This is a genomic window from Puniceibacterium antarcticum (assembly GCF_002760615.1).
Classification (GTDB): domain Bacteria; phylum Pseudomonadota; class Alphaproteobacteria; order Rhodobacterales; family Rhodobacteraceae; genus Puniceibacterium; species Puniceibacterium antarcticum.
Genome location: NZ_AWWI01000063.1, coordinates 14,781 through 34,997 on the forward strand (window position 1 = coordinate 14,781; position 20,217 = coordinate 34,997).

The 20,217-nt window shown below is 62.0% G+C and carries 22 protein-coding genes and 1 tRNA gene; 16 read left to right on the plus strand and 7 right to left on the minus strand.

The window, feature by feature from the left end; translation table 11 throughout:
- Positions 1–114 precede the first annotated feature (114 nt).
- On the minus strand, positions 115–927 hold the full coding sequence (locus P775_RS09180) for a ferritin-like domain-containing protein (RefSeq protein ID WP_099910712.1): 813 nt from the start codon (positions 925–927) through the stop codon (positions 115–117).
- An 11-nt stretch (positions 928–938) separates the two neighbouring features.
- Complete coding sequence (locus P775_RS09185) at positions 939–1,400, minus strand: peroxiredoxin (protein ID WP_099910713.1); 462 nt, start codon at positions 1,398–1,400, stop codon at positions 939–941.
- A gap of 135 nt (positions 1,401–1,535) precedes the next feature.
- Between P775_RS09185 and P775_RS09190 the strand changes: the two genes are divergently transcribed.
- The 5 genes from P775_RS09190 (at position 1,536) to P775_RS09210 (ending at position 8,075) form a co-directional block, all read left to right on the plus strand.
- On the plus strand, positions 1,536–4,133 hold the full coding sequence (locus P775_RS09190; RefSeq protein ID WP_099910714.1) for a YhdP family protein: 2,598 nt from the start codon (positions 1,536–1,538) through the stop codon (positions 4,131–4,133).
- Positions 4,130–4,846 carry an AsmA-like C-terminal region-containing protein gene (locus tag P775_RS09195; RefSeq protein ID WP_099910715.1) on the plus strand — a complete coding sequence of 239 codons (717 nt, stop codon included), beginning with the start codon at positions 4,130–4,132 and terminating at the stop codon, positions 4,844–4,846. Before P775_RS09190 ends, P775_RS09195 begins: the two co-directional genes overlap by 4 nt.
- A 25-nt stretch (positions 4,847–4,871) precedes the next feature.
- Positions 4,872–5,924, plus strand: coding sequence for a tRNA preQ1(34) S-adenosylmethionine ribosyltransferase-isomerase QueA (gene queA / locus P775_RS09200; RefSeq protein WP_099910716.1), 1,053 nt, complete (start codon positions 4,872–4,874; stop codon positions 5,922–5,924).
- A 170-nt stretch (positions 5,925–6,094) separates the two neighbouring features.
- Positions 6,095–7,384: an MFS transporter gene (locus tag P775_RS09205; RefSeq protein WP_099910717.1), complete on the plus strand. Its 1,290-nt coding sequence runs from the start codon at positions 6,095–6,097 to the stop codon at positions 7,382–7,384.
- A 115-nt stretch (positions 7,385–7,499) separates the two neighbouring features.
- Entirely contained in the window at positions 7,500–8,075 is a 576-nt protein-coding gene (locus tag P775_RS09210) for a DUF924 family protein (protein ID WP_099910718.1), read from the plus strand.
- A gap of 274 nt (positions 8,076–8,349) precedes the next feature.
- Here the strand turns inward: P775_RS09210 and P775_RS09215 are convergent, their stop codons facing one another.
- Entirely contained in the window at positions 8,350–8,937 is a 588-nt protein-coding gene (locus tag P775_RS09215; RefSeq protein WP_099910719.1) for an HD domain-containing protein, read from the minus strand.
- Between the two features lie 29 nt (positions 8,938–8,966).
- Complete coding sequence (locus P775_RS09220) at positions 8,967–9,620, minus strand: alpha/beta hydrolase (protein ID WP_099910720.1); 654 nt, start codon at positions 9,618–9,620, stop codon at positions 8,967–8,969.
- Positions 9,621–9,814: 194 nt separating this feature from the next.
- On the opposite strand from P775_RS09220, the gene iscR reads away from it, so the two are divergent.
- The 11 genes from iscR (at position 9,815) to P775_RS09275 (ending at position 18,161) form a co-directional block, all read left to right on the plus strand.
- Positions 9,815–10,291 carry a Fe-S cluster assembly transcriptional regulator IscR gene (iscR, locus tag P775_RS09225; RefSeq protein ID WP_099910721.1) on the plus strand — a complete coding sequence of 159 codons (477 nt, stop codon included), beginning with the start codon at positions 9,815–9,817 and terminating at the stop codon, positions 10,289–10,291.
- A 75-nt stretch (positions 10,292–10,366) separates the two neighbouring features.
- Positions 10,367–11,410 (plus strand): cysteine desulfurase family protein, encoded by a 1,044-nt coding sequence (locus P775_RS09230; protein ID WP_099910749.1) that lies wholly within the window; start codon positions 10,367–10,369, stop codon positions 11,408–11,410.
- A 78-nt stretch (positions 11,411–11,488) separates the two neighbouring features.
- On the plus strand, positions 11,489–13,042 hold the full coding sequence (sufB, locus tag P775_RS09235; RefSeq protein WP_099910722.1) for a Fe-S cluster assembly protein SufB: 1,554 nt from the start codon (positions 11,489–11,491) through the stop codon (positions 13,040–13,042).
- A 33-nt stretch (positions 13,043–13,075) separates the two neighbouring features.
- A complete protein-coding gene (locus P775_RS09240; protein WP_099910723.1) occupies positions 13,076–13,276 on the plus strand; it encodes a hypothetical protein in 201 nt (66 codons plus the stop codon).
- Positions 13,273–13,587: a heavy metal-binding domain-containing protein gene (locus P775_RS09245; protein ID WP_099910724.1), complete on the plus strand. Its 315-nt coding sequence runs from the start codon at positions 13,273–13,275 to the stop codon at positions 13,585–13,587. Before P775_RS09240 ends, P775_RS09245 begins: the two co-directional genes overlap by 4 nt.
- Before the next feature lie 93 nt (positions 13,588–13,680).
- Positions 13,681–14,436, plus strand: a complete 756-nt coding sequence (gene sufC, locus P775_RS09250; RefSeq protein ID WP_099910725.1) for a Fe-S cluster assembly ATPase SufC — start codon at positions 13,681–13,683, stop codon at positions 14,434–14,436.
- Positions 14,436–15,716 carry a SufB/SufD family protein gene (locus tag P775_RS09255; RefSeq protein ID WP_099910726.1) on the plus strand — a complete coding sequence of 427 codons (1,281 nt, stop codon included), beginning with the start codon at positions 14,436–14,438 and terminating at the stop codon, positions 15,714–15,716. The genes sufC and P775_RS09255 overlap by 1 nt, the downstream gene beginning before the upstream one ends.
- A 3-nt stretch (positions 15,717–15,719) precedes the next feature.
- A complete protein-coding gene (locus P775_RS09260) occupies positions 15,720–16,217 on the plus strand; it encodes a YIP1 family protein (RefSeq protein WP_099910727.1) in 498 nt (165 codons plus the stop codon).
- Entirely contained in the window at positions 16,214–16,810 is a 597-nt protein-coding gene (locus P775_RS09265) for a YIP1 family protein (protein WP_099910728.1), read from the plus strand. Before P775_RS09260 ends, P775_RS09265 begins: the two co-directional genes overlap by 4 nt.
- A complete protein-coding gene (locus tag P775_RS09270; protein ID WP_099910729.1) occupies positions 16,803–18,023 on the plus strand; it encodes a cysteine desulfurase in 1,221 nt (406 codons plus the stop codon). Before P775_RS09265 ends, P775_RS09270 begins: the two co-directional genes overlap by 8 nt.
- Positions 18,024–18,084: 61 nt before the next feature.
- A tRNA-Arg gene (locus tag P775_RS09275) sits at positions 18,085–18,161 on the plus strand.
- A 67-nt stretch (positions 18,162–18,228) separates the two neighbouring features.
- Here P775_RS09275 and P775_RS09280 read toward each other — a convergent pair.
- The 3 genes from P775_RS09280 to P775_RS09285 all read right to left on the minus strand — a co-directional run bounded on the left by P775_RS09280 (position 18,229) and on the right by P775_RS09285 (position 20,157).
- Entirely contained in the window at positions 18,229–19,104 is an 876-nt protein-coding gene (locus P775_RS09280; RefSeq protein ID WP_245875618.1) for a tyrosine-type recombinase/integrase, read from the minus strand.
- A 361-nt stretch (positions 19,105–19,465) separates the two neighbouring features.
- Positions 19,466–19,816 carry a hypothetical protein gene (locus tag P775_RS27535; RefSeq protein WP_143520850.1) on the minus strand — a complete coding sequence of 117 codons (351 nt, stop codon included), beginning with the start codon at positions 19,814–19,816 and terminating at the stop codon, positions 19,466–19,468.
- A complete protein-coding gene (locus P775_RS09285) occupies positions 19,813–20,157 on the minus strand; it encodes a hypothetical protein (RefSeq protein ID WP_099910731.1) in 345 nt (114 codons plus the stop codon). The genes P775_RS27535 and P775_RS09285 overlap by 4 nt, the downstream gene beginning before the upstream one ends.
- Between the last annotated feature and the right edge of the window lie 60 nt (positions 20,158–20,217).

A 20,217-nucleotide genomic window follows, 5' to 3' on the forward strand; every position in this document is an offset into this window, starting at 1 on the left:
GGGTTATCCCCAGATCGTTAATTTTTCAACGTTTTTGAACTAACGATTCGGAAGGGGCGGCGCAAAATCGCCAGAGTGGCGAAAATCCGCCTATCCCAAGGGGTTCGTTGGAACCTAGCCCTCGGCCGGTTCGGTGAGGGGCCAATAGAAGTCAGGGGGGAGGCCTGCCTCGGCGCGCTTTTCCTCGTTGAAGGGCGGTTTGAGAAAACCGTGAAAGTGAGTGCGCACGAGAGTGTGAAAGACCGGCTTCGGGTCCGCATTGTCCCGCCCGCACAGGAAGTGAAACCATTTGGAGCCATAGGCCACATGGCTGACCTCTTCGCTGTAGATTGTTTCCAGCGCCTCGACCGTCCGGGTCGCACCGACCTTGCGAAAAATCTCGATCATGCCGGGTGTCACGTCGAGCCCGCGCGCCTCCAGCACCATGGGCACGACGGCCAGACGGGCATGCAGATCATGTGCGGTGTCTTCGGCGGCCCGCCACATGCCCGCATGGGCAGGCAAGGCGCCATAAAAGCTGCCCTCTGCCTCAAGACAGTCGCACAACAGATTGAAATGCTTTGATTCCTCATCTGCGGCTTTGACCCAGTCGTCATAGAATCCGGGTGGCATCGGGATGTGCGAAAAACGCGCGATGATGTCCCAATGCAGATCGACGGCGTTGAGTTCGATATGCGCAACCGCATGCAGCAGCGCGATGCGGCCCTGTGGGCTGCCGGGTCGGCGCCTGGGCATGTCGCGCGGGCTGAGCAGTTCGGGTGCGTCAGGGCGCGCGGGCTGCGGCGGCGGTTTGGCATGGCCGATGTCGGGCAGTTCGCCATGGGCGCGGGCCGCAAACCACTGCGCCGCATGGGCCCGCGACAGAGCAGCCTTGGCACGCCCGTCGGCGGTGGCCAGAACGGCCACCGCCCTGTCGCTGAGGGTCATATCGGGCTGGCTCACAGAGCCTTGACCGCCGCCAGCACGTCTTCGGCATGGCCGGGAACCTTTACCTTTGGCCAGCTTTTGGCAATCTCGCCATGGGCGTCGATCAGGAAGGTCGACCGCTCGATCCCCATGAATGTCTTGCCGTACATGGATTTCTCTTTCCAGACGCCGAACTTTTCGCAGACATCCGAGTTTTCATCCGAGAGCAGCGGCACGGTTAGGTCCTTTTTCGCCATGAATTTGTCGTGGCTGGCGATGCTGTCCTTGGAAATGCCGTAGACCTTGACGCCAAGCGCGTTGAATTCCGGCAGAAGGGCGGAAAAGGCTTCGTTCTCTATCGTGCAGCCCGACGTGTCGTCGCGTGGGTAGAAAAACAGCACAATCGGCGACGGGCGCATGCTGGAAAGCGTGATTTCACCGCCGCCGGTGACGGGCAGGGTGAAGTCGGGGGCGGATTGCTGCGTATCGGACATGGAGAGCTCCTTTGGAGTGTTTTGATTTAGCGGCGTTTCGTCATAGAACGCTGAAATGGCTTACAGGGGGCAGTATAACGCGATGAGACCAGGCTTCCAGTGACAGTGCCACAAACTTCGAACCAGGACACACCGATGCAGGACGGGCCGATGCAGGACGGGCCGATGCAGGACGGGCCGGTGCAGGGGCCGCGCCCCCGGCGGACGCGCCGACGCAAGGCCGGGCTGTGGATGCTGCTGTCGCTGAGCCTGTTCATGGCCGCCAGTGCCGTGGCAATCTGGGCGGTCATCGGGCGACCGCTGACGGTTCCCGACTGGCTGCACGCGCGCATCGAGGCGCGGCTGGCCGAGGCGGTGCCGGATTTGCAGATCCGGTTTGGCGCAATCAATCTGCTGGTGCAGCGCACCGGGCTTGCACAGGTCACGCTGCAGGATGTGCGCATCGCGACGGCGGGCGGTGTGCCGATTGCCGAGCTGAGCCAGGTCAGCGCCGGGTTCCGGCCCGGCCCATTGCTGCGCGGCGATGTGCAGGTGAGAGAGGCGCAGGTGTCCGGCGTTTTTGTGACCCTGCGCCGCGATGCGCAGGGCCGTCTTGGTCTGGCTCTGGGGCCGGCATTTCAGCAGGGTGCGGGCCTGCCGGATCTTCCGACACTGATTGCGCAGGTGGATGATGCGGTGAGGCGCCCGCTGCTGGATGCGCTGCGCCGTGTCGAGGTGGACGCCCTGACCGTGCGGCTGGATGACGATCGTGCGCATCGCGGCTGGACAGCAGATGGCGGGCGGTTGCAGATTACGCGCGAAGGCGGTGTGCTGCGGCTGACGGCAGGGCTGGCCGTGCTGGGCCGGGGGGATACGGCGGCGACGCTGCAGCTGAACGCCGAAAGCGATATCGGGCGCAACGATCTGACCTTTGGCTTTGCGCTGAGCGATCTTAAATCCGAGGATATCGCGATGCAAAGCCCGGCGCTGGCCTGGCTGCGTGCGCTGCAGGCGCCGATTTCCGGCGCGCTGCGCGGTTCTTTCACGACCGATGGCGGATTGGGCACGCTGAACGCCACACTGCAGATCGGCGCAGGGGTGCTGCAGCCCAATCCGCGCACCAAGCCGATTCCGTTCAGCAGTGCGCGCACCTATTTCAGCTATGATCCGGCGGCGGCGCAACTGACCTTTAATGAGATTTCCGTCGACAGCGCCGTGGGGCAGGCCACCGCCGACGGCACGGCGGTGATCGAGGGGCTGGAGAGCGGCTGGCCGCGCGCCATGCTGGGTCAGTTCAACCTGTCTCGGATGGTGGCCAACCCGGGAAATCTGTTTGCAGAGCCGCTTCAGCTGACCCGGGCCGAGACGGATTTCCGTCTGGAGCTGGACCCTTTCCGGCTGTCGGTCGGGCGGCTGCGGGTCGAGGGCACGCAAGAGCCGATCTATCTGCGCGGATCGCTGACTGCGGGCGAAGAAGGTTGGGATCTGTCGCTGGACGGGCAGGTCGCGCAAAGCACGGCCAAGGAAGTCGCGCAATACTGGCCACCGGTTCTGGCGCCTGAGACGCGTGGCTGGTTCCTGGACCATGTGATCACAGGGGATGTGCGCGACGCGCAGTTTGCCCTGCGCAGCGAGAAGGGGGAAAAGCCGTCGCTCTACCTCGACTTTGCGTTTGAGGACGCGACATCGCTGTTCGCACGCACCATGCCGCCGGTCACGGGGGGCGCGGGGCAGTTCACGCTGATCGACAACCGCCTGTCGGTGATGGTGGAAAAGGGCACGGTGACCCCGCCCGAAGGTGGCCCGATCGATGTGTCGGGCACGAGCTTTGCAATCAGCGATACCCGGGTCAAGCCGCCGCGCGGGCGGGTTGGCCTGCAGGCCGAGGGTGCGATCACCGCCGCGCTGTCGCTTCTGGATCAGGAGCCGCTAGAGATTCTGCAGAAGGTCGGCAAGCCGGTGACGATGTCCGCGGGCAGTGCCAAGGCCAGCGGTTATCTGGAACTGCCGATGAAGAAGGGGCTGAAGCTTGCGGATCTGCAATTCGACATTCAGGCCGATCTGCGCGATCTGGCCAGCGACGCGGTGGTCCCGGGCCATCCGGTGACCGCAGAGGCGCTGAGCCTGTCGGTGCAGCCCGATCAGCTGAAGATTTCGGGTGATGCGCTGGTGCAGGGGGTGCCGTTTTCGGGCAGCTGGACCCAGCCGCTGGGGGTGCCGGATGCGCCGAGCCAGGTGGTGGGGCAGGTCACGCTGAGCAATGAGGCCGCGCGCAGCTTTGGCGTGGATCTGCCGGACGGGCTGGTCAGCGGGCAGGGCCCGGGGGCGCTGACGCTGGACATCGCCCCCGGAAAGGCGCCGGAATTCCGGCTGACCTCGACCCTGTCCGGGCTGGGTCTGTCGGTGCCGGCCTTGGGTTGGGGGTTGTCGCGGGCGGGCACGGGCCGTTTCGAGGTGTCCGGTGCGCTGGCGGCAGTGCCCGAGGTGCGCCGGCTTGCGCTGGATGCGCCGGGGTTGCGGGCCGAGGGGCGCGTGGTGCTGAACAGTGACGGGTCGCTGAACCGCATCCCGTTTTCGCGGGTCCGCGCCGGGGGCTGGATCGATGCGCCCGTCACGCTGAGCGCGCGGGGCCGGGGGGAGGCTCCCGCCGTCACAGTGTCGGGGGGCACCCTGGATCTGCGCGCGCTGCCCGGCAATCTTGACGGGACTGGCGACGGATCGGCGGGGGGGGGGGGGCCGCGCAGGTCACGGTGACCGAGGGCATCACACTGAGCGAGTTCGCGGGCCGCTTCACCTCTCAGGGTGGGTTTCGAGGAGAATTCAATGCGATGGCGGGGCCCAAGGCGCCGATTGCGGGGCAGATCGCCCCCCGCGACGGGGGCAGTGCCGTGCTGATCACCGCACCGAACGCCGGCACGGTTCTGGCGGGGACCGGCCTGCTGAAGACCGTCAAGGGCGGCGCCATGAGCCTGAGCCTGATGCCCGTGCCGGGGGCGACGGGAACCTATGACGGCAAGCTGGATATCCGCGAGGTGCGGTTGCAGAACGCTCCGGTGATCGGATCGCTTTTAGATGCGATCAGCATCGTCGGCCTGCTGGACCAGTTGAACGGCGTGGGAATCTACTTCAGCAACGTTGATGCCGATTTCAGGCTTACGCCTCAACAGCTTGTCCTGCGCAGTTCAAGTGCCGTGGGACCGTCTATGGGGATTTCTCTGGATGGGTATTTCAATCTTGCCAGTCAGGTACTGGACATGCAGGGCGTCGTGTCGCCGATCTATATCCTGAACGGGATCGGGTCGCTGTTCAGCCGTAGGGGCGAAGGCCTGATCGGGTTCAACTTTACCGTCGAGGGGCAGACCAGCGCGCCAAGGGTTGCGGTCAACCCGCTTTCGGTGTTCACCCCGGGCATGTTTCGCGACATCTTTCGCCGCGCTCCGCCTGATCCGGGGCAGCCGTCGCAATAGCCACATCAGACCAGCAGGCCCGCCCATGAAGCTACAGGATTTCGATTTCGATCTGCCCGAACGGCTGATCGCCACCCGGCCCGCGAGCCCGCGTTCTTCGGCGCGGCTGCTGGTGGCCGAAGGGGATGTGATGAGCGATGCGGTGGTCAGCGATCTGACCCGCTGGCTGCGCCCCGGTGACCGGCTGGTGCTGAACGACACGCGGGTTATCCCCGCGCGCTTGTCCGGTCTGCGCCGCCGCGCCGGGCCAGAGGGGGAGACGGAGTCGCGCATCGAGGTGACATTGCTGGAGCCGCGCGCGAACGGCTGCTGGGCCGCGCTGCTCAAACCGCTCAAGCGTATCCGCGACGGCGAGGTCATCACCTTTTCCGATGCCCTGTCCGCCACGCTGGTTGCGCGGGCGGATGGTCAGGGGCTCTTACGCTTCAACCTTATGGGCGAGGATTTTGACGCCGCTCTGGCCGAGGCCGGGGCGATGCCGCTGCCGCCCTATATCGCCGCCCGCCGCCCGGCGGATGCCCGCGACAAGGAGGATTATCAGACGGTCTGGGCGCGCAACCCCGGCGCCGTTGCTGCGCCGACGGCGTCGCTTCATTTCGACGCGGCGCTGCTCGCGGCGCTGGAGCAGCACGGCGTCACCTTCACCCATGTCACGTTGCATGTGGGCGCTGGAACGTTCCTGCCCGTCAAGGTCGAGGATGTGACCACCCACAAGATGCATGCCGAATGGGGCGAGGTGTCCGTGCAGGCCGCCCAGGAGATTCTGGCGACCAAGGCTGCAGGCGGGCGGATCATCCCCGTGGGCACCACCGCGCTGCGCCTGATCGAGACAGCGGCGCGCGACGGGTTCGGCCCCTGGCGGGGCGAGACGGATATCTTTATCTACCCGGGATTCGAGTTCCGCATGGCGGATGCGCTGATGACCAATTTCCACCTGCCGAAATCGACGCTGATGATGCTGGTTTCGGCGCTGATGGGTGCCGAGCGGATCCGGGACATCTATGCCCATGCCATTGCAGAGGAGTACCGCTTCTTTTCCTATGGTGATGCGTCGCTGCTGCTGCCCGCCCGCGCCTAATGGCTTTGTCGGCATCTCCTTGCCGGTATTGGGGGACTGACGCCGGTGGGGTCATTGACACCAGAGGCCACAGACGTGAAGACGCCCCCAAATGTCGTTGGCAAGCGGGATTTTAACAGGTGAGGTCCTAGGGTAAGCTTTACACCCCGCCGAAGGAATTGGAGAGCACTATGCTGCAAGTTCTGAGAAGCTCCTGGGCATTGCTGCTGGGAATGCTGCTGCTGATGCTCGGCAATGGTCTGCAAGGGTCGCTTCTGGGGGTGCGCGGCGGGGCCGAAGGGTTTTCCGCCTTTCAGATGTCGGTTGTCATGTCGGCCTATTTCCTTGGCTTCCTGTTTGCATCTCGCCTGACGCCGGCCATGATCCGCCGCGTTGGTCATGTGCGGGTCTTTGCGGCGCTGGGATCGTTCATTTCCGCCGTCATCATCCTGTATCCCGCCTGGCCCAACCCTTGGGTCTGGGCTGTGGGACGTGTGGCCATCGGGTTCTGTTTCTGCGGCGTCTATGTGACGGCGGAAAGCTGGCTGAACAATGCGGCGAGCAATGAAAACCGGGGTCAGGCGCTGTCACTTTACATGATCGTGCAGACCGTGGGGATTATCGCCGCACAGGGCCTGCTGCTGATTCCCGATCCCAGCGGTTTCCTGCTGTTCGTGATCCCGTCGGTGCTGGTTTCCATCGCCTTTGCACCGATCCTGCTGTCGATCAGCCCGACCCCGGCGTTTGAGACGACCAAGGGGATGAGCTTGATCCAGCTCTATCACACCTCTCCGCTGGGGTGCGTCGGCATGTTTCTGCTGGGCGGCGTGTTTGCAGCACAGTTCGGCATGTCCGCCGTCTACGGCACAGAAGCGGGGCTGACGCTGCCGCAGATCTCACTTTTCGTGTCGTCCTTCTATGTGGGCGCAATGCTGATGCAATATCCGCTGGGCTATCTGTCCGACCGGATGGACCGGCGGCGTCTGGTGACGATCATCGCCGCCGTGGGCGGTGCTGCGGCGCTTGCCGCGGTCATGGTTGAGGATCATTTTTACGTGCTGCTCTGCGCGGCCTTCCTGATCGGGGGCGCGTCCAATCCGCTTTATTCGCTGCTGGCGGCCTATACCAACGACTTCCTTGCGACAGAGGATATGGCAAGTGCCTCGGCGGGGCTGCTGTTCATCAACGGGCTTGGGGCAATTTCGGGCCCGCTGATCACCGGCTGGGTGATGCAGCAGGTCGGCCCGTCTGGGTATTTCATGCTGATCGCGGCGCTGATGATCACGCTGACCTTTTATGCGCTTTACCGCATGACGCGCCGTCCGGCGCCTGCGGTCGAAACGACCGGTGTCATGCCGCCGCTGTCGCCGACAGGGTCGCCCATCGCGATGGCCGTGGCGCAGGAATATGCCATCGAACAGGCCGAGGCGGCCGAAGAGGAACGGGATGCGGCAGAAGAAGCCCGGGATGCGGCGGCCTGAAGCCGCGGGAACGGGAAATGGTGTTATTTTGACATGAAAAGTGACTGTCCAAGCGCAGGTTTGCAAAGGTAACCTTCTTGGATTGTTGGCGCAGAGGTGCAGGAGGAGGTCCAAAGTGACGCCCGAACAGATATTGGAATTCTGGCTCGACGAAGTCGGGGAAAGCGGTTGGTACAAGAGCGATCCAGAGCTGGACGCCACGGTGCGCAGCCGGTTCGACGAAACCTGGCGCAGCGCGATGGAGGGCAGGTATGGCTTTTGGCTGACCTATCCGGCTGGCGCACTGGCCTATCTTGTGTTGTTGGATCAGTTCCCACGCAACATGTTTCGCGGATCCGGGGAAAGCTTTGCCTCGGACAGCGTGGCGCTTGCGGTGGCGAAGCAGTCGATCAGCCGGGGCTGGGATCTGAAGATCGACGAACCGGCGCGGCAGTTCTTTTATCTGCCGCTGATGCATTCCGAAAACCTGAGCGATCAGGATCGCTGCATCCGCCTGATGCACGAACGCATGCCGAATGCGGGCGGTGACAACCTGCTGCACGCCCGTGCCCATCGCGAGGTGATCCGCCAGTTCGGTCGATTCCCGACCCGCAACGAAGCGCTGTCGCGCGGACTGACCCGCAATGAGCAGGCCTATGTGGCCTCGGGTGGATACGGCCGCACGGTACGTGAGCTGCAGGAAACGGCCTGAACCGCTGCCTGAACAGACGTCAGCATCGCGCGCTGTCGATCAGCTGTGCAAAACAACAAGCCCGGGGCGATGCGCGCGTTGTCCCGGTTTTGCGGTGCGGCTGATGTCCGGTTGGACGCGACGCCATGGACACTGGGATTGTCTTGGCCAGCATTACCGCCACGGCATGACTGCCGCCGGGTATTTTCACGCCGTTTTATGTTTTTTTTCTTTCCGGATTCGCAGGGCAAGATGCGGGGCTGGAGTGGGGTCTGACCGCAGGGTGCAGGGTGGTTCAGCGCATCCGTGCGAAAAAATCCGAAACGCGCGGTTGCAGCCAGTTCCAGAGATTTGGCGCGCCATTGGATATCTTTGATCCGACGCGTGCCACCATCGCATCATAGGATACGTTATAGGTGATCCAGGATCCGCCGTTCGAGGCGAGGTTCTGGTTGGGCGGCTGGAAGCGGTCAATCGATTTTGCAAAGCGGGCGTCGGGGGTTTCATTCGCTTCGAATTCATCCCAGAGCGCGCGCATCGCATTGCCCTGATCGCCGGGCAAGAGGCCAAACAGCCGCGTGGCGGCGGCGCTTTCCTTGGCTTCGAGAGCCGCTGTGTCGTGATCGCCAAAAACCGGCGCGTCGCCTGCATCAATCTCGACCAGATCGTGCAGCAAGAGCATGCGGATCACCCGGCTGGCATCAACGCCTTTGGGGGCATGTTCCGCCAGCACCAGCGCATAAAGCGCCACATGCCAGCTGTGTTCAGCGGAATTTTCCGGGCGGGATCCATCCGCGAGGGTGGTGGCGCGGCTGACCGACTTGAGCCGGTCAGCTTCGTTGAGAAAGGCCATCTGGGCGGTGATACGATCCGCAGAGCTCATCTGGCGCCTCTGTTCTGCAGCCGCTGATATCAGCGGGTTGATTCGGTCAGGCGGCGTTTGACGTAATCGGTCACTGTACCGATCATCGTGCCCATATGCGGCTCTTCAAAGAAGTGGCCTGATCCTTCGATCTGTTCATGGGTGACGGTGATGCCCTTCTGTTCCTTGAGTTTTCCCACCAGCGTGCGGGTGTCCGCTGGCGGTGCCACGCGGTCATTGGTGCCGTTGATGATCAGCCCAGAAGCCGGGCAGGGTGCCAGGAAGGAAAAGTCATACATGTTGGCGGGCGGGCTTGCCGAAACGAATCCGGTGATTTCCGGCCGACGCATGAGCAGCTGCATTCCAATCCAGGCGCCGAACGAAAAACCGGCGACCCAGCAATGTTTGGAATTGTTGTTCATCGACTGCAGATAGTCGAGCGCCGATGCGGCGTCGGACAGCTCGCCCACACCCTGATCATATTCGCCCTGGCTGCGCCCGACACCACGGAAATTGAACCGCAGCACGGTGAAGCCCATGTTGTAAAAGGCATAATGCAGGTTATAGACAACCTTGTTGTTCATCGTGCCGCCAAATTGCGGGTGCGGGTGCAGCACGATTGCAATCGGGGCGTCACGATCTTTTTGCGGATGATAGCGGCCTTCGAGGCGGCCTTCGGGTCCTGGAAAAATGACCTCGGGCATGGGGCAGGTAAGCTCCTTAACAGTGCCGGGAATTCTTGACGAATTCTCTCAAGCACCTTAGAACGGTTCTAAATCCGGGTTGTTCCGGGATGCGCATCCGAGGCAGATAGGCCCAGATGCGGCCAAGGTCAATCGGTCGCATCGGCGGGCGCGTTTTGTCGCCCGGGTATGTGGTTAGAAAAAGGGAGCGGGCCGTGAAGCTGAGTACCAAGGGACGATATGCGATGGCAGCGCTGGTGGACATCGCACTGCAGCCCAAGGGGGACCTTGTGACGCTGAGCGATATCGCGCGGCGGCAGGACATTTCGTTGCCCTATCTTGAGCAGCTTTTCGTCAAGCTGCGGCGCGCCAAGCTTGTCGCGTCGGTGCGGGGTCCGGGGGGAGGCTATCGGCTGGCCAGGGCGACGCAGGAGATCCGCGTGGTCGATATTCTGGCGGCGGTCGACGAGTCGGTGGATGCCATGCACAAGGGTGCAGGCGTCTCTGGCGGCTTGTCGGGCAGCCGCGCGCAATCGCTGAGCAACCGGCTGTGGCAGGGGTTGTCGGCGCATGTTTACGTTTTCCTGCACCAGACGCGACTGTCGGATGTGGTGGAAAACGCCCTTGTGCCCTGTCCGGCGGTGCCGGGTCTGTTCGCTGTGGTGGATGACGTTGTGGATGAAGAGGCATGATCGCTGGCGCGATACGAGAGACGCTGTCTCTCGTGCTCTCTGGGATATTTTTGGACAGATGAAGGGGGCGTGGCGGTGAGCAGGGTCTATCTCGACTGGAATGCCACGGCACCGTTGCGCGCCGAGGCGCGCGCGGCGATGATTGCGGCGATGGATGTCGCGGGCAATCCGTCCTCGGTCCATGCCGAGGGGCGCGGCGCGAAATCGCTGGTCGAGGCGGCGCGTGCGCAGGTCGCGGCGGCGTTTGGCGCGGATGGGGCGGATGTGATCTTTGTCTCTGGCGCGACGGAGGCGGCGGCGCTGGCTTGCGCGGGGCGCGGGCTGCAGGGTGCGGATGTGGAGCATGACGCGGTTGTGGCCTGGGTCGATCCGGTCTTGCCAGTGGACAAAAATGGCGTGGTCAGCGTGACTGATCCGGCGCTGTCGGTGTTGCAGGCGGCGAATTCCGAGACCGGCGTGGTGCAGGATCTGCCCACGGGTCTGGCCGTGATCGATGCGACGCAGGTCTTTGGCAAGCTGCCCTTTGCCTTTAACTGGGCGAACTGCCAGATGGCGCTGATTTCGGCGCACAAGCTGGGTGGGCCCAAGGGGATTGGCGCGCTGGTTGTCAAGCGCGGCACAGATCTTGCCGCGCAGATCCGGGGCGGCGGGCAGGAAATGGGCCGCCGGTCGGGGACCGAAAATGTCATCGGGATTGCCGGATTTGGCGCGGCCGCGGCGGCCGCGGCCGCGGATCTGGACGCCGGTGTCTGGGACCGGGTGGGCGAACTTAGAAATATTCTAGAAAAGACCATTGCGGCTGGCGCAGGGGAGACTATTTTTGTCGGGAATGCTGTGCGTCGTTTGCCGAACACCTGCTGTCTGGCCGTGCCGGGCTGGAAGGGCGAGACGCAGGTGATGCAGATGGACCTTGCCGGTTTCGCGGTCAGTGCCGGCAGCGCCTGTTCCAGTGGTAAGGTGCGTTCAAGCCGGGTGCTGCGGGCGATGGGATATGACGAGGCAACGGCGAGCGGTGCAATCCGTGTCAGTCTGGGGCCGCAGACGACGCAGGACGATGTGATGCGCTTTGCCGAGGCATGGCTGCGTCACCACGACAAATTCCGCGCGCGGGCCGCGTGAGACAAGACACAGGCGCAGCTGCGCCACAAAAACGAAATTCGCGCGGACCGCGTGACCAACACGAAAGAGAGGTCTGACATGACAGCTTTGGACAATCCGACACGCGACAGCGATGTCATCGTCAAGGACGGCGTCGATCAGGAGACCGTGGACAAGGTCCAGCAGGTCGGTGGCAAATACAAATACGGCTGGAACACCGATATCGAGATGGATTATGCGCCCAAGGGCCTGTCCCCCGATATCGTCAAGCTGATTTCCAAGAACAACGACGAGCCGGAATGGATGACCGAATGGCGCATGGGCGCCTATGAGCGCTGGCTCAAGATGAAAGAGCCCAACTGGGCGATGGTCGACTATCCGCAGATAGATTTTCAGGACCAGTATTACTATGCCCGCCCCAAGAGCATGGCGGAAAAGCCCAAGTCGCTGGATGATGTTGATCCCAAGCTGCTGGAAACCTACAAGAAGCTGGGCATTCCGCTGAAAGAACAGATGGTTCTGGCCGGTGTCGAAGGCGCTGATGCGGTGCCCGCCGATGGCAAGGAGCCCGAGCGCAAGGTCGCCGTGGATGCGGTGTTCGATTCCGTTTCAGTCGGCACGACCTTCCAGAAAGAGCTGCAGAAGGCCGGGGTGATCTTCTGTTCGATCTCTGAGGCGATCCGCGAACATCCCGAGCTGGTCAAGAAATACCTCGGCTCTGTTGTGCCGGTGCAGGACAATTTTTATGCGACGCTGAATTCGGCCGTGTTTTCTGATGGTTCGTTTGTCTACATCCCGCCGGGGGTGCGCTGCCCGATGGAGCTGTCGACCTATTTCCGCATCAATGCCGAAAACACCGGCCAGTTTGAGCGGACTTTGATCATCGCCGACAAGGGCAGCTATGTGAGCTATCTTGAGGGCTGCACAGCGCCGATGCGTGACATCAGTCAGCTGCATGCGGCTGTGGTCGAGATCATCATCGAGGAAGATGCCGAGGTGAAATATTCCACGGTGCAGAACTGGTATCCGGGCGATGAGAACGGCAAGGGCGGCATCTACAACTTTGTCACCAAGCGCGCCGATTGCCGGGGCGACCGGGCCAAGGTCATGTGGACCCAAGTCGAAACCGGCTCTGCCGTGACCTGGAAATATCCGTCCTGCATCCTGCGCGGCGACGATTCACAGGGCGAATTCTATTCGATCGCCATCACAAACAACCACCAGCAGGCCGATACCGGCACCAAGATGGTGCATCTGGGCAAGCGGACCAAGTCGCGGATCGTCTCCAAAGGCATCAGCGCGGGTGTGGCGCAGAACACCTATCGCGGACTTGTGTCGATGCACCCCAAGGCCAAGGAAAGCCGCAACTATACCCAGTGCGACAGCCTTTTGATCGGGGACAAGTGCGGTGCGCATACGGTGCCCTATATCGAGGTGCGCAACAATTCCTCGCGCGTCGAACACGAGGCGACAACATCCAAGGTCGACGATGACCAGATGTTCTATTGCCGCCAGCGGGGCATCGGCGAAGAAGAGGCGGTCGCGCTGATCGTCAACGGCTTTGCCAAGGAAGTGCTGCAGGCGCTGCCGATGGAGTTTGCCATGGAAGCGCAGGCGCTGGTGGCGATCTCGCTTGAAGGCTCGGTCGGCTAAGCGCCGGTTGCTGCCAGGATCAGGGGCCAGCGCATGCTGATGTATCTTTTCATGAAATCGGCTGGGGTAGGCGTTGGCGTCCTCCTCGGCTGTCTGATCGGGCTGAGTATTCGCAGTCGCAAGGGCAAGACCGAAGGGCTGCTGGCCGAATCGGTCATACTGACCTCTGTCGCGGCGGCGCTGGTGGGACTTTGTTTCATGATGCTCATAACGTACATGGGGATGCAGAGGTGATCCTGACGACGACAAACAGCCTCGAAGGGCACCGGATCACCGCCTACAAGGGCATCGTGGTGGGCGAGGCGATCATGGGCGCGAACATCGTGCGTGATTTCTTTGCCTCGATCACCAATATCGTCGGTGGACGGTCGGGCGCCTATGAATCCAAGTTGCAGGATGCCCGCGACACCGCGATGCGCGAGCTGGAACAGCGCGCGGCGGCCAAGGGGGCCAATGCCGTGGTCGGTGTGGATATCGATTACGAGGTCGTGGGAGATTCGATGCTGATGGTGTCCGTTTCGGGCACGGCTGTGGTGATCGACTGAAGATACAGATCTGACCGCTGGTGCGGTCGTGGCGACATATGAAATTGACGGCATGCCGAGGCGTGCGACAAAACGAGTGAAAGAGGACGAAACATGTTGGAAATCAAGAACCTGCACGTGAAACTTGAAGAAGAGGACAAGCAGATCCTCAAGGGTGTGAACCTGACGGTCGAGGCCGGCAAGGTGCATGCGATCATGGGGCCGAACGGGTCGGGGAAATCCACGCTGTCCTATGTGCTGTCGGGCCGCGACGGATATGAAGTGACCGAAGGCTCTGCGACGCTTGAGGGCAAGAACATTCTGGACATGGACCCGGAAGAGCGCGCCGCAGCGGGCCTGTTCCTGGCGTTCCAGTACCCGGTTGAAATTCCCGGCGTGGGCAACATGACCTTCCTGCGCACCGCCGTGAATTCGCAGCGCAAGGCGCGCGGCGAAGAGGAAATGTCGTCGAGTGAATTTCTCAAGGTGATCCGGGCCAAGGCCAAGGATCTGGAGATCGACGCCGAGATGCTGAAACGTCCGGTCAATGTCGGCTTTTCGGGTGGCGAGAAAAAGCGCAACGAAATCCTGCAGATGGCGATGCTCGAGCCGAAGATGTGCATCCTGGACGAGACGGATTCCGGTCTGGACGTCGATGCGATGAAGCTGGTGGCTGATGGCGTGAACGCGCTGCGCTCCGAAGGTCGCGGCTTCCTTGTGATCACGCACTATCAGCGCCTGCTGGATCACATCAAACCGGACGTTGTGCACATCATGTCCGAAGGCCGCATCATCAAAACCGGTGGCCCAGAGCTGGCGCTTGAGGTCGAAAACAACGGCTATGCAGATATCAAGTCGGAGGAGGCGTAATGGCCCTGCCGCAAGCAAAACTGGATCTGACCGAGGAGCGTATCGCTTCCCTCGATCTGCCCAAAGGCGGCTGGTCGGACGCGGCGCGCAGTGATGCATTGTCCCGGCTGCGGCTGATGGGCCTGCCGACGCGGCGGGATGAATACTGGAAATACACCCGTCCCGATACGCTGACCCAGGCCGAGGCACCCAGGGCCGCCGTGTTTGAAGGCGAAGACACGCCGCTGTTTGACGATATCGACCGGCTCAAGCTGGTCTTTGTCGATGGCGTGTTTGATGCCGAAGCGTCAGACGATCTGAGCCTTGAGGGGCTGAGCATCGAGCGGCTTGCCGACAGCAAAGCGGATATTCATTGGGCCAAGGACCTCTATGGCGCCTTGGAAACCAGTGGCCAGACGCCGGTGCACCGCCCGCTCGCGGCACTGAACACCGCCTTTGCGAATGATGGTCTGCTGATCCATGTGACCGGCAAGGTCAGCAAACCGGTGAACCTGATTTATACCCATGAATCAGAGACTTCCGATGCGATGCTGCACCATGTGATTAAGTTAGATGCGGGCGCGGAAATGACCCTGCTGGAAAACGGCCCGGCAGCGGCCCGCTTTAACAAGGTGATGGAAGTGGACGTCGCCGACACAGCACGGTTCCATCATGTCCGCGCGCAAGGGCGTGACCATGAACGCCGCGCCGCAACGCATATCTTTGCGCGGCTCGGGTCTGGATCGCTCTTCAAGAGCTTCACGCTGACCGTCAACGGCGTGATGACCCGCAATGACGTGATTGTCGAACTGACCGGCGATGACGCACAGGCCCATGTGGCCGGTGCCTGCGTCGGGGATGGCGATTTTCACCATGACGACACGATCTTCATCACCCATGACGCCGTGAACTGCGAAAGCCGTCAGGTGTTCAAGAAGGTGTTGCGCAACGGCGCGACCGGCGTGTTTCAGGGCAAGATCCTGGTCAAGCCGGGCGCGCAAAAGACCGACGGCTATCAGATCAGCCAGAGCCTGCTTCTGGACGGCGACAGCCAATTCCTCGCCAAGCCGGAACTTGAGATCTATGCCGATGACGTCGCCTGTTCGCATGGCTCGACTTCGGGTGCGATCGATGAAGAGGGGCTGTTCTATCTGCGCTCGCGCGGCGTGCCGCATGGACTGGCCACCGATCTGCTCACCATCGCCTTTCTGGCCGAAGCGGTGATGGAGATCGAGGATCAGACGCTGGCGGATGAGATCAACGCCCGCATCGAAGGCTGGCTCTTGCGGCGGCGCGGCTGACAGGTGGCTGTGACACGCGATATCGTGGCCATGTATCGGGGGCCGGGGGCCGTGATGCGGCGCAAGCTGGCCTCTGGTCCGCGTGAGGACCGTGCGCTTGCGACCCTGATGGCCGCTTGTGCGCTGGTCTTTGTGTCGCAGTGGCCCGCGCTGTCGCGCAAGGCCTATCTGCAAGGCAGCGAGCTGAACGAACTGCTCGCCGGGGCGTTGTTCGGCTGGATCTTTCTGGCGCCGCTGCTGCTTTATGGGCTGGCTGCGTTCAGCCATCTGATTGCCAAGGTCTTTGGTGGCACCGGCAGCTGGTTCAGCGCGCGGCTGGCCCTGTTCTGGAGCTTGCTTGCGGCAATGCCGTTGATGCTGCTGAACGGTCTGGTGGCGGGCTTTGTTGGCCCGGGTCCGGGGCTCAACCTTGTGGGGGCGATTTGGTGCGCCGTGTTTCTGTGGTTCTGGATCAGCTGTCTTGTCGCGTCGGAACGTTCCAGCGCGGGGCTTTCGGCATGACTCCGGCAGCTCTCTTGCAGCTGGCCTGGCAAACTGTCGTGGCGCCGCGCGATGTGGCGCGCCTGCTGTTGGCGTTGCGGCCTGGCCGCGAAGCGTTGCTGCTGGGCTTCGCGCTGGTGGTGGTGCTGAACGCGCTGATCTTTGGCCTGTCGAGCCTGACGATGCCGATGGCAGACACTGGCACTGACGAGTTTGCGATGATCAGCCCGACGCTGTTCATGCTGGCCCTTGGCGCAGCGCTGGCGCTGACCATCGTGGCGCTGACCTTTGCCGGTCGCGCCCTGGGCGGCACCGCCCGGATCGAGGATATCGCCCTGCTGCTGATCTGGATGCAGGGGCTGCGGGTGCTGGTGCAGATTGCCATGCTGATGCTTGTGCCGCTCAACGTCAGCTTTTCGATGCTTCTGGTGGTTGCGGCCTCGGCGACCGGGGTCTGGATCCTGGTGCATTTCCTGGACGAGGCGCATGGCTTTGGCAGTCTGATGCGCGGGCTTTCGGTGATGCTGCTTGGGGTGGCTGGTGCCGCACTTGGCCTTGCTTTTCTTTTGTCCCTGATTGGGGCGACGACAATGGGACTGAACGGATATGTATAACGTCACCGAAATCCGCAGGGACTTTCCGATCCTCAGCCGTCAGGTGAACGGCAAGCCGCTGGTCTATCTCGACAACGGCGCCTCTGCGCAGAAACCGCAGGTGGTGATCGACGCGATCACCCGCGCCTATTCCGAAGAATACTCCAACGTTCACCGTGGGTTGCACTACCTTTCCAACCTTGCGACGGAAAAATACGAATCTACCCGGGGCGTGATTGCCCGCTTTCTGGGCGCGCCTGACGAGGAGGAGATCGTCCTGAATTCCGGCACGACCGAGGGCATCAACCTGATCTCTTACGGCTGGGCCATGCCCCGGATGGAACCGGGAGACGAGATCGTGTTGTCGGTGATGGAGCATCACGCCAACATCGTGCCCTGGCATTTCCTGCGCGAACGGCAGGGGGTCGTGCTGAAATGGGTCGATGTGGACAGCACCGGATATCTGGACCCGCAGGCGGTGATCGACGCCATCGGCCCCAAAACCAAACTTGTCGCCATATCGCACCTGTCCAACGTTTTGGGCACAGTTGTGGACGTCAAGGCGATCTGCGATGGCGCCCGTGCCAAGGGCGTGCCGGTGCTGGTTGATGGCTCACAAGCCGCCGTGCACATGCCAGTCAACGTCAAGGACATCGGCTGCGATTTCTACGCCATCACCGGTCACAAGCTTTATGGCCCGTCTGGGTCTGGCGCGATTTATATCCGCAAGGACCGCATGGCCGAAATGCGCCCCTTCCTTGGCGGGGGCGACATGATCCGCGAGGTTCACAAGGACGAGGTGACCTGGGCCGATCCGCCGATGAAGTTCGAGGCGGGCACACCGGGCATTGTGCAGACCATCGGTCTGGGCGTGGCGCTGGAGTATATGATGGGTCTGGGGATGGAGAGTATCGCCGCCCATGAGTTGACCCTGCGGGACTATGCGCGCAGTCGTCTGGACGGGCTCAACTGGTTGCAGGTGCAGGGCACGACAGCGCAGAAGGCGGCAATTTTTTCCTTCACACTCGACGGTGCGGCCCATGCGCATGACATCTCGACCATCCTCGACAAAAAGGGTGTCGCGGTGCGCGCCGGGCAGCATTGCACAGGCCCGCTGATGGATCATCTGGGCCTGACAGCGACCTGCCGCGCCTCTTTCGGCCTTTATAACACGCTAGAAGAGGTGGATGTGCTGATCGACGCGCTGGAACTTGCACATGAATTGTTTGCCTGAGGAAAAAGCCTCAGATTTGTGATTGCGAGCGGCGTCTCTTTGCCCTATGACGCCGCTTAAGGCACCCGTAGCTCAGCTGGATAGAGCGCTGCCCTCCGAAGGCAGAGGCCACTGGTTCGAATCCAGTCGGGTGCACCATTAAATCAACATCTTATGGATTTTCCCATATATGTACGGTGCGTTTTGGGTGCGAATTGGCGCTGAATCAGCGCCTATCCATGGCGTCTACAGCGCTCTTTTGCCAGTCCGGGCTGTGATGTCCGTACACTCGCTGGATCGTTTCGACAGATGTAGAAAAATAGCCAGCGGCATCCCAGACTGATGCGCCTCGCTGTAAAGCCCAAGTGATCGCCGTGTGTTTCAGAACGTGCGGTGTGGCGTCGGATAGATCCAGCACGATTCCTTTTTCCGCAGCCATCTTCATGGCCAAAAGGATCGCACGTGCCCAGCCCTTACGAATATTTGCGACGCGCCGCCCCTTGTTGTCCTGCACGACATAGCTGCGTCCGTTTGCCGACTGCCTGCGGAGGTGTGCGAGATATCGTGCTGGCAGGCGGGCAGGGCGCTGCCGTTTGGTGGTTTCCGTTTTGCCCTGGGGTCTGCGGTATAGGACGCCGTTAACTGTATCGACATGGCCCCCCGTGATCGAAGGTTTGTCGATGTGCATTGCAAGGATGGTTGCTTTCCTGCTCCCGGTGTAAAGCCCGTGCAGAATGAAGTCTGCGAGGTGCCGGCCATCCACACGCAGGCATCGAGCTGCGCGCAGCATCCAGGCTGCTTCCTGGCGCGTCAGCCAACGCTCTTTCGGGTCTGTTTTTGGAGGCAGCGTTACAAGGGGGGCGGCCGTCAGATATCCCTCGCGGTGGCAGTGGTTGATCGATGCTTGCAAAGTCCCCAATTCACGACGAACGGTGCCAGCCGACTTCGCCCGGTGCGTGGCGTAGCGACGGCACGTGACGCCTTTGATGTCTGAAACGGGCATATCACGCCAGAAGGCATCCAGTGCTTCGATGGCGTAGCCTATGCGTTCTGGGGCTGCTACGTGGACCGCGTGCTCCTCAGCATAAATTGCCAGGCACATGCTTATGCTCATGTCTGCCGGGGCAACTGGACCACTCGGCCGGTGTTTCCGATCGATGTAGGCTGCGAGGGCCTTTTCAGCATCGTCGCGGCTATCTGTGCCGGTCGAGATGCGCGTGCCGCCTGTGTCTCTGATTTCCCAGACACTTGGACGTCCTTTCTGTTCCCGCCGGTACAGGCGGGGGCCTTTGGCTTGGCGCGGCATAGGTCAATTAACTCCTCAAGGTCATCGGGATGGAGCCGCACAGCGCGACCCATGATAATTGTTTTGCCGTGCGCATCCGCTGCCGTGCGCAAAGAAGCTAACGGCACGCCCAGCAACTCAGCGGCGTGTTTGATTTGGAGAAGGCGCGTGGGAGGCATCAGTTCGCCGCCGGACTTGTGTTGGCCGTGGGTACCAATGGTGCCTTGCAAGAGGTGAGCTTATAACGCCCCAATATTCGACGGCCAATGCGGCTGCCGAAGTCCAATCCTGTTGCATGGCCATCGATTATTGCGCAGATCGGGCGGCGTGCTGAGGCTGTAATAATCCACCAGCATTCTTGCCAATTCGCGTGCTGACGGAGCATGTGGGGCACGGCAAAGTTCGGTCTGCCATCACTTGCTACCGACACAACGCCGAAGATGTCGTCGGCGCATTGCGCTTTGGTGGCGGTCTGCAACGCTAGATCAGTAATGCAGCCGGAAAAAAGGTTGTGTTCAGCGGGGCTCATGCGGCGTCACCGCCGGTCGGACTGGTGCCGGTGTTCGTGGCGCGGTAGCGCGCTATGGCGGCCAGCGTGGCGGGGCGGGCGGCGAGCATTGTGTCGATTACCGGATTGCCCGCGACCAGGCGCAGGCGGGGCATGTCTGTCTTTGCCAGCCGTGGGCAGAGCGGCGGGGTACCGACGCGGTGGCGTGGTGCGCCGAGGGTCTGGAAATTAACCTTTCCCCCGCGAGCCTCAACAAGCTGGGCAAACGCATCGGCCATCAGGGCAGGGTCCAGGTCAAGATCCTGAGGGTGGGTCGCAAGCCAGCGGGCGGCTGCGAGCGTGGCGTAATGGGTCTGGTTCATCGGGGCCTCCATCAAAGATGATGGTTGGCAAGTTGTCCGAAAAAATAGGACCGGTCAACT

Bases quoted from the DNA above. Each gene is read 5' to 3' on its own strand.
- P775_RS09180 (WP_099910712.1), bottom strand. From the start codon at position 927: ATGACCCTCAGCGACAGGGCGGTGGCCGTTCTGGCCACCGCCGACGGG.
- P775_RS09185 (WP_099910713.1), bottom strand. From the start codon at position 1,400: ATGTCCGATACGCAGCAATCCGCCCCCGACTTCACCCTGCCCGTCACC.
- P775_RS09190 (WP_099910714.1), top strand. From the start codon at position 1,536: ATGCAGGACGGGCCGATGCAGGACGGGCCGATGCAGGACGGGCCGGTG.
- queA (WP_099910716.1), top strand. From the start codon at position 4,872: ATGAAGCTACAGGATTTCGATTTCGATCTGCCCGAACGGCTGATCGCC.
- P775_RS09205 (WP_099910717.1), top strand. From the start codon at position 6,095: ATGCTGCAAGTTCTGAGAAGCTCCTGGGCATTGCTGCTGGGAATGCTG.
- P775_RS09215 (WP_099910719.1), bottom strand. From the start codon at position 8,937: ATGAGCTCTGCGGATCGTATCACCGCCCAGATGGCCTTTCTCAACGAA.
- P775_RS09220 (WP_099910720.1), bottom strand. From the start codon at position 9,620: ATGCCCGAGGTCATTTTTCCAGGACCCGAAGGCCGCCTCGAAGGCCGC.
- sufB (WP_099910722.1), top strand. From the start codon at position 11,489: ATGACAGCTTTGGACAATCCGACACGCGACAGCGATGTCATCGTCAAG.
- P775_RS09240 (WP_099910723.1), top strand. From the start codon at position 13,076: ATGCTGATGTATCTTTTCATGAAATCGGCTGGGGTAGGCGTTGGCGTC.
- sufC (WP_099910725.1), top strand. From the start codon at position 13,681: ATGTTGGAAATCAAGAACCTGCACGTGAAACTTGAAGAAGAGGACAAG.
- P775_RS09255 (WP_099910726.1), top strand. From the start codon at position 14,436: ATGGCCCTGCCGCAAGCAAAACTGGATCTGACCGAGGAGCGTATCGCT.
- P775_RS09265 (WP_099910728.1), top strand. From the start codon at position 16,214: ATGACTCCGGCAGCTCTCTTGCAGCTGGCCTGGCAAACTGTCGTGGCG.
- P775_RS09270 (WP_099910729.1), top strand. From the start codon at position 16,803: ATGTATAACGTCACCGAAATCCGCAGGGACTTTCCGATCCTCAGCCGT.
- P775_RS09280 (WP_245875618.1), bottom strand. From the start codon at position 19,104: ATGTGCCTGGCAATTTATGCTGAGGAGCACGCGGTCCACGTAGCAGCC.
- P775_RS27535 (WP_143520850.1), bottom strand. From the start codon at position 19,816: ATGAGCCCCGCTGAACACAACCTTTTTTCCGGCTGCATTACTGATCTA.
- P775_RS09285 (WP_099910731.1), bottom strand. From the start codon at position 20,157: ATGAACCAGACCCATTACGCCACGCTCGCAGCCGCCCGCTGGCTTGCG.